The sequence below is a fragment of the Geodermatophilus sp. SYSU D01119 genome (genome assembly GCF_054049975.1).
Window position 1 is genome coordinate 1 of record NZ_JBJGYL010000058.1, and the last position, 6,217, is coordinate 6,217.

Sequence of the window (6,217 nt, forward strand, 5' to 3'; positions counted from 1 at the left end):
GCCCGCTGCCGCCAGCCGCGGCGCCCCCCGCGCCCCCCCCCCCCCCCCCCCCCCCCCCCCCCCCCCCCCCCCCCCCCCCCCCCCCCCCCCCCCCGCGCTCCGGACGACTAGGTGAGCGGCGAGCGCGGCAGCATGCGGTCGCTGATGATCCGCTTCTGGATCTCGCTGGTGCCCTCGAAGATCGTGGTCAGCCGGGCGTCGCGCCAGTGCCGCTCGACCTGCCGCTCGGTGGTGTAGCCGTTGCCGCCGTGCAGCTGCATGGCCTGGTTGGTCACCCGCACCGCCATCTCGGTGGCCTCGAGCTTCACCATCGACGCCTCCCGCTCGCAGCGGACGCCGAGGTCGATCAGGTGCGCCACCTGCCGGTAAAAGGCCCGGGCCTGCTCGACCTGCGCCGCCATCTCCGCGACGGCGAAGCGCAGCGCCTGGAAGTCGCCGATCGGGTGGCCGAACTGCTCGCGCTCCTGCAGGTACACCACGGAGTCCTCGAGCGCGGCCCGGGCGAGCCCGACGGCGCGGGCGGCGGTGTGCACCCGCGCGGTGTCCAGGAACCGCTGCGCCTGCGCCCACCCGGCGCGCTTCGCCGCCTCCCCCTGCTCGCCGCTGGCGGCCGCCTCGTCGACGACGTTCTCCCGCGGGATGCGCACGCCGTCGAAGACCAGGTCCCAGGTGAGGAAGCCGTGGTAGCCGATCTTGTCGATCGGGGTGCCGGTGAGGCCGGGCGGGAAGGAGCCGCGGTCCTTCTCCAGCAGGAGGTTGACCAGGCCCCTCGACCGGGACTCCCCCGGCTCGGGGTCGCGCTCGCGCACGAGCACCTGGATGAAGTCGGCGGCCTCGGCGTTGCCGCACCAGCGCTTGTGGCCGGTGACCACCCACTCGTCGCCGTCGAGGACCGCCCGGGTGGTGACGCCGGCGAGGTCGGAGCCGGCGTCGGGCTCGGACAGCGCGATCGCGCCGATCCACCCGCCCTCCGCGCTGCGCCGCAGCAGCTCCCCGCGCCGGGCGGGGTCGGCCACCGCCGTCCCGAGACCCTGCGAGCGGGCGAGGATGCTCGCGCTGCTCATCCAGGCGCGGGCCAGCTCCTCGGAGACCATGCAGTACTCGAAGACGCCGAGGCCCAGGCCACCGTGCTCGGTGGGCACCGTGATGCCGAAGTACCCGAGCGCGGCCATGCGGGCCAGCAGCGACTCCGGGAGCAGGCCCTTCTGCGGGTCGAGCTCGTTCGCGACCGGCAGCACCTCGTCGTACGCGAAGCGGCGGGCCTGCTCCTGCAGCGCCTCGCGCTCGGGGGTGTGCCACGGCGGCAGGAGCGCGGGCGGGGCCGGCTCGAGCAGCTCGGCGGGGCGGTCCGGGGTCGACGTCATCGTCGTGGGGCCTCTCTCCGTCGCGGTGGGGATCGCGGTCAGGGCGTCTGCCCACCATGCGCGCCGCGCCCCTGACCTGCAGGGCGCACCCGCGGGAGCGTGACCGACGGCACGTCGGTGAGCACCCATCGAACAACTACTTCACAGATCTCACACGGGCCTGGTAGGAACTGTCCCGTGGCCGTCCCCGACCGACTCGACGTGACGCTGCGGCTCGTGCGCAACGCCGGCCGGGTGTCCCTCACCGACCTCGCCGCCCGTCTCGGCGTCTCCGAGATGACCGTGCGCCGCGACCTCGACGCGCTGCAGTCCCGCGGGCTCGTGGAGCGGGTCCGCGGCGGCGCGGTCGCCGTCGCCGAGCCCGAGAGCGCCGCCGGGTTCGCCGCCCGCGCCGGCTGGCAGGCCGGGATCAAGGACCGGATCGGCCGGGCGGCCGCCGCCCGGGTGCCGTCCGGGGCCACGGTCCTGCTCGACGCCGGGACGACGACGGTGCACGTGGCCCGCGCACTGGCGGACCGGGCGGCCGCGGGCGAGGGCCCGTTCACCGCCGCCGTCGTCAGCCTGCCGGTCGCCGAGGCGCTGGCCGACCGGCCGGGCGTGCGGCTGCTCGTCGTCGGCGGCGAGGCGCGGCCGGGCGAGCGCAGCCTGGCCGGGCCGCTCACCGCCGCGGTGCTGCGGCAGCTCACCTTCGACCTGTTCGTCATGTCGATCGGGGCGGTCGACGCCCGGGCCGGCTGGTCGGAGTTCACCCTCGAGGACGCCGCCGTGAAGCAGGTCGGCCTCGAGCAGGCGCGGGAGACGCTCGTCGTCGCCGACGCCTCGAAGCTCGGCGTGCGCGCCTTCGCCTCGGTCGCGCCGCTGCCCGCCGTCGGGCGGCTGGTCACCGACGCCAGCGCCCGCGATCCCCAGCTCACCCCCGCGGCCCAGGACACCCTGGCCGCGCTCGACGACGCCGGCGTGGAGGTCGACCTGTCGTGACGCAACCCCTGATGATCCTGGTGGCCGGCCCCTACCGCGGGGGCACCGGCGACGACCCGGAGAAGATCGCGGCCAACCACCGCGCCATCCAGCTGGCCTGCCTGGAGCTGTTCCGCGCCGGGCACCTCGCCGTCAACGGCGAGGACCTGGCGCTGCCCCTGGCGGAGCTGGCCGGCTCGACCCGCGTCGGCGACGCCGCCTTCGACGAGGTGTTCCACCCGATGGGCCGGCGGCTGGTGGCCCGCTGCGACGCCGTCCTGCGCCTGCCCGGCACCTCCGCCGGCGCCGACGAGATGGTGGAGCTGGCCCGGGCCCACGGCGCGGCGGTCTACACGAGCGTCGGCGAGGTCCCGGCGGTGGCGGCGTGACCGGCGTGCCGGGCGGACCCCGGGCTCCGGGCGTGCCCGGGCTCGACGTCCCCGACCACCGGGGCCGCACCGGCCTCGACCGGGCGGGCCGCGACCTCACCGGCAACCCCGGCGTCGTCGTCCGCGACGTCGAGCTGCTGGCCGCGGCCTGGCACGTGCTGCGCCGGACCACCTTCGACCAGCGGCGCCGCGACGGCCGGTGGACCACCGAGCAGCGCGAGACCTACGACCGCGGCAACGGCGCCGCGCTGCTCCCCTACGACGTCGCCCGGCGCACCGTGCTGCTCACCCGGCAGTTCCGCTTCCCCGCCTACGTCAACGGCTCCCCCGACGGGATGCTCGTCGAGGCCGCCGCCGGGCTGCTCGACGAGCAGGACGCCGAGACCGCGGTCCGGCGCGAGGCGGCCGAGGAGCTCGGCGTCGCCGTCGGCGAGGTGACGCGCGTCTTCGACGTCTTCACCAGCCCGGGCTCCGTGACCGAGCGCGTCGTCTGCTTCGCCGCGCCCTACACCCCGGCCGACCGGGTGTCCGCCGGCGGCGGGGTGGCCGAGGAGGGCGAGGACATCGAGGTGCTCGAGCTCGACGTCGACGAGGCGCTGGCCATGGTCGACGACGGCCGGATCGCCGACGCGAAGACGATCATGCTGCTGCAGTGGGCCGTGCTGCGCGGCCCGTTCCGCCGCCCCTGACCCCGGCGGCGGCCCCGCCCGGGGGCGCGCTCAGCGCGAGCCGCGCTCCCGGGCCAGGGCCACGTAGTGCTCGACCAGCGACGCGTCGTCCACGGCCCCGGGGTTCACCGCCTTCTCCGGCGACACGCCCTGGAACAGCCGCTTGAGCGGCACCTCCAGGCGCTTGCCCGTGCGGGTGTGCGGCACACCGGGCGCCACGAGGATCTCGTCGGGCACGTGCCGCGGGCTCGCCGAGCTGCGGATGGCCGCGCGGATGCGCTCCCGCAGATCGTCGGTGAGCTCGGCGCCCGGGGCGAGCTGGACGAACAGCGGCATCCAGTAGCCGCCGTCGCGCTGCTCGACGCCCAGGACGACGCAGTCGGCGACCTCGGGGAAGCTCTCGACGGCGGCGTAGATGTCGGCGGTGCCCATGCGCACGCCGCCGCGGTTGAGCGTGGAGTCCGACCGGCCGGTGATCACACAGGTGCCGCGGTCGGTGACCTCCATCCAGTCCCCGTGCCGCCAGACGCCCGGCCACGGCTCGAAGTAGGCCTCGCGGTAGCGGACGCCGTCGGGGTCGTTCCAGAAGTACAGCGGCATCGACGGCATCGGCTCGGTGATCACCAGCTCGCCGAGCTCACCCACCACCGGCTCGCCGACCTCGTTCCACGCCGCCGCCGCGACGCCGAGCATCGGCCGCTGCAGCTCGCCGGCGGTCACCGGGAGCAGCAGCGAGCTGCCGATGAACCCGGTGGCGACGTCGGTGCCGCCGGAGGCCGAGCTCAGGAAGACGTCGTCGCGCACGGCGTCGTACACCCAGGAGTAGGCCGAGGCCGGCAGCGGTGAGCCGGTGGAGCCGATGACGCGCAGCGCCGACAGGTCGTGGGTCTCCCCCGGCCGGATCCCCGCCTTCTCGCAGGCGATGAGGTAGCCGGCGCTGGTGCCGAGGTAGGTGATGCCGGTGCGGGCGGCGAGGGCGAACTGCGCGTCGACCGAGGGGTACGCGGGCGCGCCGTCGTGGACGACCACGGTGGCGCCGCGCAGCAGCGCCGAGGTGGCGATGTTCCACATGATCCAGGCGGTGGAGGCGTACCAGTAGAAGCGGTCGCCGGGGCCGACGTCGCCGTGCAGGCCCAGCTGCTTGTGCTGCTCGAGGACGACCCCGCCGTGGCCGTGCACGATCCCCTTGGGCAGGCCGGTGGTGCCCGAGGAGTAGACGATCCACAGCGGGTGGTCGAACGGCAGCGGCTCGAACTCCGGCTCCCGCCGGTCGGCGACCGCGTCGGCCCAGTCCAGCGCGCCGTCGGGCACCTCGCCCGGGAACAGCCGGGGGACGGCGACCGTCGCGCGCACGGTGGGCAGCGCGGCGCGCAGCTCGGCGACCACCTCGCGCCGGTCGTGCGCACGCCCGTTGAACCGGTAGCCGTCGACGGCCACCAGCACCGTCGGCTCGATCTGGGCGAACCGGTCCAGGACGGCACGGGTGCCGAAGTCGGGCGCGCACGAGGACCAGACCGCGCCGATCGAGGCGGCGCCCAGGAAGGCGACGACGGCCTCGGGCACGTTGGGCAGGTAGCCGGCCACGCGGTCGCCGCGCCGCACGCCGAGCCGGCGCAGGGTGGCGGCGAACGCACCGACCTGCCCGCGCAGCTGCGCCCAGGAGACCTCGACCGGCTCGGCGTCCTCGGCGACCGCCACCAGCGCCGCGTCGTCGGGGTGGACGGCCCCGTCGGCCGCGTGCCGCAGCGCCTGCTCGGCGTAGTTGACCGTCGTCCCCGGGAACCACTCGGCGCCGGGCATCCCCCGCCGGGTGAGCACGCGGTCGTCGGGCACCCGGTCGAGCACGCCGGACCAGACGGCGACGTCGGCCCAGAACTGGTCGAGGTGCTCGACCGACCAGTGCCAGATCGCGTCGTAGTCGGTCGGGTCGAGGTCCAGGCCCCGCCGCTGCGCGACCTCGCGGGCGAAGGCGGCGAGCCGGGTGGCCTCCTTCGTTCCCCGGGTGGGCTGCCAGAGGACGGGGGCGCCGGGAGTGTCGACGGTCACGTCGGGAGCCTGCCACCGCGGCGCGCCCATCGGGTGACCGGCCCGTCCGGAACGGACCGGACGGTCACGTTCCGTCAGCGGATCTCCTCCCATCGGGGGACTGCCGGGCACCGGTGACGCTCCGCTCCAATCCGTGTGCAGATCGTCACTACGGCACCGGGGGAGGTGCGATGGCCGAGCTGTCCGTCCGGGCGGGCCGTCGCGCCCGCCTGCGCCGGTGGGGCGGTCGCGCCGTCCTCGTCGCCGGGCTCGGCGCCGGGCTGTGGCTGGCCGGCTCGTCGGGCGCCTCCGCCGACGAGACCCCACCCGGCGCCCCGCTCGGCGCGGTGACCGCCCCGGTGGGGACCGTGCTCGGGGAGGTGACGGAGCCGCTCGCGCCCGTCCTGGCCCCCGTCGAACCGGTCGTGCAGGCCGTCGCCGACATCGTTGCGCCGGTGTCCGAGCCGCTGCGGGACGTGGCAGCCCCGGTGGCGCGGCCGCTGACGCCGGTGACACAGGCACTCGCCCCGGTGACGGAGGCCCTGGCGCCGGTGACCGACGCGCTGGCCCCGGTGACCGGCGTCCTGGCGCCCGTGCCCGACGTCCTCGTCCCCTCGGCGCCGGTCCCGGCCGCCGAGGCTCCCGCCACCGTCCCCGGGGCCGTCGCCGACGACGCCGACGTCCCCGGGGACGGGGCCGCCCTCCCGGCGGGGGGGGGGGGGGGGGGGGGGGGGGGGGGGGGGGGCGGGGGGGGGGGGGGGGGGGGGGGGGGGGGGGGGGGGGGGGGGGGGGGGGGGGGGGGGGGGGGGGGGGG

At 76.7% G+C, this 6,217-nt stretch carries 5 protein-coding genes; 3 read left to right on the forward strand and 2 right to left on the reverse strand.

The window, feature by feature from the left end; all coding sequences use genetic code 11:
- Window positions 1–107 precede the first annotated feature (107 nt).
- Window positions 108–1,364, reverse strand: coding sequence for an acyl-CoA dehydrogenase family protein (locus ACI79X_RS23310; protein ID WP_457027804.1), 1,257 nt, complete (start codon window positions 1,362–1,364; stop codon window positions 108–110).
- Window positions 1,365–1,541: 177 nt separating this feature from the next.
- Between ACI79X_RS23310 and ACI79X_RS23315 the strand changes: the two genes are divergently transcribed.
- From ACI79X_RS23315 to ACI79X_RS23325, 3 genes are read left to right on the forward strand one after another with little or no spacing between them, the layout of a single operon-like run.
- A complete protein-coding gene (locus tag ACI79X_RS23315) occupies window positions 1,542–2,342 on the forward strand; it encodes a DeoR/GlpR family DNA-binding transcription regulator (protein WP_457027805.1) in 801 nt (266 codons plus the stop codon).
- Window positions 2,339–2,710, forward strand: coding sequence for a DUF4406 domain-containing protein (locus ACI79X_RS23320; protein WP_457027806.1), 372 nt, complete (start codon window positions 2,339–2,341; stop codon window positions 2,708–2,710). The genes ACI79X_RS23315 and ACI79X_RS23320 overlap by 4 nt, the downstream gene beginning before the upstream one ends.
- Window positions 2,711–2,742: 32 nt before the next feature.
- Window positions 2,743–3,399: an NUDIX domain-containing protein gene (locus tag ACI79X_RS23325; protein WP_457027807.1), complete on the forward strand. Its 657-nt coding sequence runs from the start codon at window positions 2,743–2,745 to the stop codon at window positions 3,397–3,399.
- 30 nt (window positions 3,400–3,429) lie between these two features.
- Here the strand turns inward: ACI79X_RS23325 and ACI79X_RS23330 are convergent, their stop codons facing one another.
- Window positions 3,430–5,424 carry an acetoacetate--CoA ligase gene (locus ACI79X_RS23330; RefSeq protein ID WP_457027808.1) on the reverse strand — a complete coding sequence of 665 codons (1,995 nt, stop codon included), beginning with the start codon at window positions 5,422–5,424 and terminating at the stop codon, window positions 3,430–3,432.
- Window positions 5,425–6,217 lie beyond the last annotated feature (793 nt).